A 239-nucleotide genomic window follows, 5' to 3' on the forward strand; every position below is an offset into this window, starting at 1 on the left:
ATTGTACCGTTCGGGCTGGTTACATTACCTGAGTTAGTAATGTCTTTACCGTCTAGGTCTACACCTTTATCACCAGTGATGTTGCCACTGTTGGTCAGGTTCTCTTTAGCGGTTACGTTTGCTGTGCCGTTTTCAGAGGTGATGTTACCTTTGTTATCCACATTGGTTGCATCCACAGTTACGTTTTCTTTGGCTTTTAAGTTACCTGTTTCGGTGTTGGTGAAGTTGTTAGTCGCATT

1 protein-coding gene is annotated in these 239 nt (G+C 43.1%); it reads right to left on the reverse strand.

What is annotated here, in order from left to right:
- A partial coding sequence (locus A1D25_RS00045; protein WP_157393689.1) for a hypothetical protein occupies positions 1-239 on the reverse strand: 239 nt, incomplete at both ends.

The sequence above is a fragment of the Ursidibacter arcticus genome (genome assembly GCF_009761375.1).
Classification (GTDB): Bacteria; Pseudomonadota; Gammaproteobacteria; order Enterobacterales; family Pasteurellaceae; genus Ursidibacter; species Ursidibacter arcticus.